This is a genomic window from Nitrospirota bacterium, assembly GCA_016214385.1.
Classification (GTDB): domain Bacteria; phylum Nitrospirota; class Thermodesulfovibrionia; order UBA6902; family JACROP01; genus JACROP01.
This window is the reverse complement of record JACROP010000067.1, coordinates 1-3,142: the sequence shown is the minus strand read 5'-3', so window position 1 is coordinate 3,142 and position 3,142 is coordinate 1. Positions and strand designations below refer to the sequence as shown.

The following is a 3,142-nucleotide window of genomic DNA, read 5'->3' as shown; positions in this document are numbered from 1 at the left end:
TTTTGTTTTTTTCACGACCATCTCTTTTATATCCTCAGGTTAACAGGTTAACAGGAATCTCAATGATAAATGTCGTCCCTTTATCAACTTCGCTTTCTACAAGTATACCGCCCCCTAATTTTTTCATAATCCCGTACGACACAAAGAGCCCGAGACCCGTTCCCTTCTCCCTTCCCTTTGTTGTAAAGAAGGGTTCGAAGATATGTTTCAGCTTGTCCTTTGGCATTCCTGGACCGTTGTCCCTGATGGAAACCTGAACAGTATTTTCGTCCTTTATTCCTGTTGAAACCACTATCAAGCCGCCTTCTTCAACTGCATCAATAGCGTTTTTCATGATGTTCAGAAAGACCTGCTCAATCTGTCCCTTGTCGCTATTGATTTTGGGCAGTCCATCCATAAGGTTCATTTCAATTCGGATGCTTTTAAGCAAAATCTCTTTTTCGAGAAAACCTTTCACATCTTTAATGCTCTCGTTCAAATCCATCGGCCCGATGGTCACATCCATTTTGCGGGCAAATCCGAGGAGACGATGGGTAATGGCACGACAGCGGTTTACACTGCCGATAATTCCGTCTATCAGGTTCGAGAACTTTTCCTTGTTCTGGAAATCCCCGGACATCTGCAGGATGTCCTGCATCAGCCCTGCCTTTTCATTGACTATGGCAAGGGGATTATTGATTTCATGTGCAACACCTGCTGCGATCCTGCCCAAAGAAGCTAATTTTTCTGCTTCCACAAGCTGCTCCTGTTTTTCGTGCAGTCTTTTGATTGCGAGTTCAAGCGATTTCATCGTATCCTGAAGCCTCTCTTCCATCTGGTTAAAGGACGCTCCGAGTGATGCAATCTCATCCCTGCCCTTAATCTCAATTCGCTCAGAGAAATCACCACCTGCAACCTTCTTTGTTATCTCTTCAAGACTTTTTATTGGACGGGCAATGCTCATGCCTAACTTTATGTTTATGATAGTTCCCAATACTATAATTGTCAGCAGTGCATATAAAAGTAACCTTATAGACCTTTTACTCACAGCATCTATATTTGCCCTCTCCTTCTTTGACAGGCTTTCTGTAAAGGACTGTATCTCCCTCGCCTTTAATCTCATCCTGTCAATAACATCTTTTTCACCTTCCACCATCCTATCAAAGAGACGCTCGTATTCTGTTATCGTCTTTTTCATCATGTCATAGTTATTTATCCCTATCTCTTTGATAATTTCAGTTTTAATATTGTCAATGTTTCTTTTTAATACGCCGAGATATTGCTTGAGTTCATGCAGGCTGTCTTTATCCCTATAAAGCATGAAATTTTTTTCATATCTCCTCACCTCAAGGAATGTATTTGTTATGTCATCCGCTGTTTCTACAAGGGATAATTTCGTAGTAATTGTCTGCAGTTCTTTGTATGTTAAAAAGCCAAGGATTGAAGCGAGGAATATATAAAGGCCGAAACCGAGAAAGAGTTTGTCTCTAATTTTCATGTCAGACTTCTAAGACTTTTAGCGATGCATGTTTTGCTATCATATTAAAATGCCTGTCAGAATGCATGAGTGTGCATTTATAATACATTGCAGTTGCCGATATTATCACATCAGCCATCGGCACATTAACGCCACCTTTTCTAAGCTTATAAGCGGTCTTCCACGCTGTTTCCCATACATTGCGGTCTATTATAAGTTGAGGGAGTGCAAGGAAATCATCATATAGCATATTATATTCCCTGTCGGATTTTGCACCCCTTAAAATCTCCATAATTATTATCTCAGATGTATAAATCCTGTCTTCTAAAGCCAGAGAACTGATTTGATTCCTCAAAGACGGAACCAGTCCCCGAAGGTATTTAATCCACACAGTTGTATCAACCATGAATCTCTCAGAATTCATCTTCCCTGAACCTTTCAACATCCTTAAGGGTTATATCCACAGGCGAGCTTCCAAACAGGCTTAAAAGATGTTCTATTCTTTTTCTTCTTATAAGTTCTCTCAGTGACAAGTTTATAAGTTCCTTTTTGGTCTTTACCGAGGTAAGTTTTTTTGCCTCCTCAAAAAGCCTATCGTCTATCTCTATGGTGGCTCTCATAAAACACCTCCTTATGCATATAATAAAATAATTTTTTATGCCTGTCAAATACACACAAAAAAGGCAAAAAAGGCAGCTTTTCGCTGCCTCTTGTCTGGTTCTCAATTATATCTTCAACACATAATACCTCAGCCAGACATACACGGTCGAAATAACAACAGTCATTATCATAAATGGCATGCCGTACAGCATAAACTTGCCAAATGATATCCTTTTGCCGAGTTTCTCAGACATGCCAACTACTATGACATTTGCAGATGCGCCGATTGCAGTGCCGTTTCCGCCGAGACATGCCCCAAGAGCCAATGACCACCAGATAGGCATCAGGTCGGGATGATGTAAAAGCTGAATGCCTGAAACATTTGGCCAGAGCTGTTTTGCCATATCGATAATCAGCGGGTTCATTGTCGCAACATAGGGAATGTTGTCAATGAACGCTGAGGCAAAAGCCGAAAACCACATTACGACCATGCTCGTTGCAAATAGGTTCCCCTGAGTTATATTAAGAACCTGAATGGACATCCATTTTATAAGGCCGACCTTTACAACACCGCCGATGATGATAAAAAGACCCATGAAAAAGAATAACGTAGGCCACTCCACCTCTGCTAAGATATGGTGCGGCTCATGGGTTTTGGAAAGCAGGAGCAGAAGACCTGCCCCGAAAAGGGCTATTGTGGCAGGCTGGAAATGGAGCACGCCGTGAAACACAAAACCTGTCAATACCAAACCGAGTACTACGAGAGATTTTTTAAGGAGCACGGTGTCTTTTATCGCCTCGTTTTCATTCATCTGCATTATCCTCTGTTTGAGTTCTTCCTTTGTCTTGAGTTTCTTACCCCATATAAGTTTTATGGCAAAGACATAGAAGATCATAGTTATTATTATTACTGGTGTAAGATGGTATATAAAGTCCATGAAATTTAACTGTGCCTTTGATGCAATCATTATATTTGGCGGGTCACCTATGAGTGTAGCTGTACCGCCGATGTTTGATGCCAGAGCGCATGAGATAAGATAAGGCAAAGGGTCTACCTCAAGGGCATCTGCAATAAGGATTGTAACT

Annotated in this window: 4 protein-coding genes; all 4 read right to left on the bottom strand. The window is 41.1% G+C overall.

Annotation, left to right across the window (positions count from 1 at the left end; genetic code table 11):
- Positions 1-34 precede the first annotated feature (34 nt).
- Positions 35-1,477 (bottom strand): HAMP domain-containing protein, encoded by a 1,443-nt coding sequence (locus HZC12_04040; protein MBI5025898.1) that lies wholly within the window; start codon positions 1,475-1,477, stop codon positions 35-37.
- A 1-nt stretch (position 1,478) separates the two neighbouring features.
- Entirely contained in the window at positions 1,479-1,880 is a 402-nt protein-coding gene (locus HZC12_04035) for a PIN domain nuclease (GenBank protein MBI5025897.1), read from the bottom strand.
- On the bottom strand, positions 1,870-2,076 hold the full coding sequence (locus HZC12_04030) for a type II toxin-antitoxin system VapB family antitoxin (GenBank protein ID MBI5025896.1): 207 nt from the start codon (positions 2,074-2,076) through the stop codon (positions 1,870-1,872). The genes HZC12_04035 and HZC12_04030 overlap by 11 nt, the downstream gene beginning before the upstream one ends.
- Positions 2,077-2,181: 105 nt before the next feature.
- Positions 2,182-3,142: anion permease (locus tag HZC12_04025; protein MBI5025895.1), on the bottom strand; the 961-nt coding region annotated here is incomplete at its 5' end.

What these genes read in the sequence shown, in the direction of transcription:
- HZC12_04040 (MBI5025898.1), bottom strand. Translation starts at nt 1,477, where the DNA reads ATGAAAATTAGAGACAAACTCTTTCTCGGTTTCGGCCTTTATATATTC.
- HZC12_04035 (MBI5025897.1), bottom strand. Translation starts at nt 1,880, where the DNA reads ATGAATTCTGAGAGATTCATGGTTGATACAACTGTGTGGATTAAATAC.
- HZC12_04030 (MBI5025896.1), bottom strand. Translation starts at nt 2,076, where the DNA reads ATGAGAGCCACCATAGAGATAGACGATAGGCTTTTTGAGGAGGCAAAA.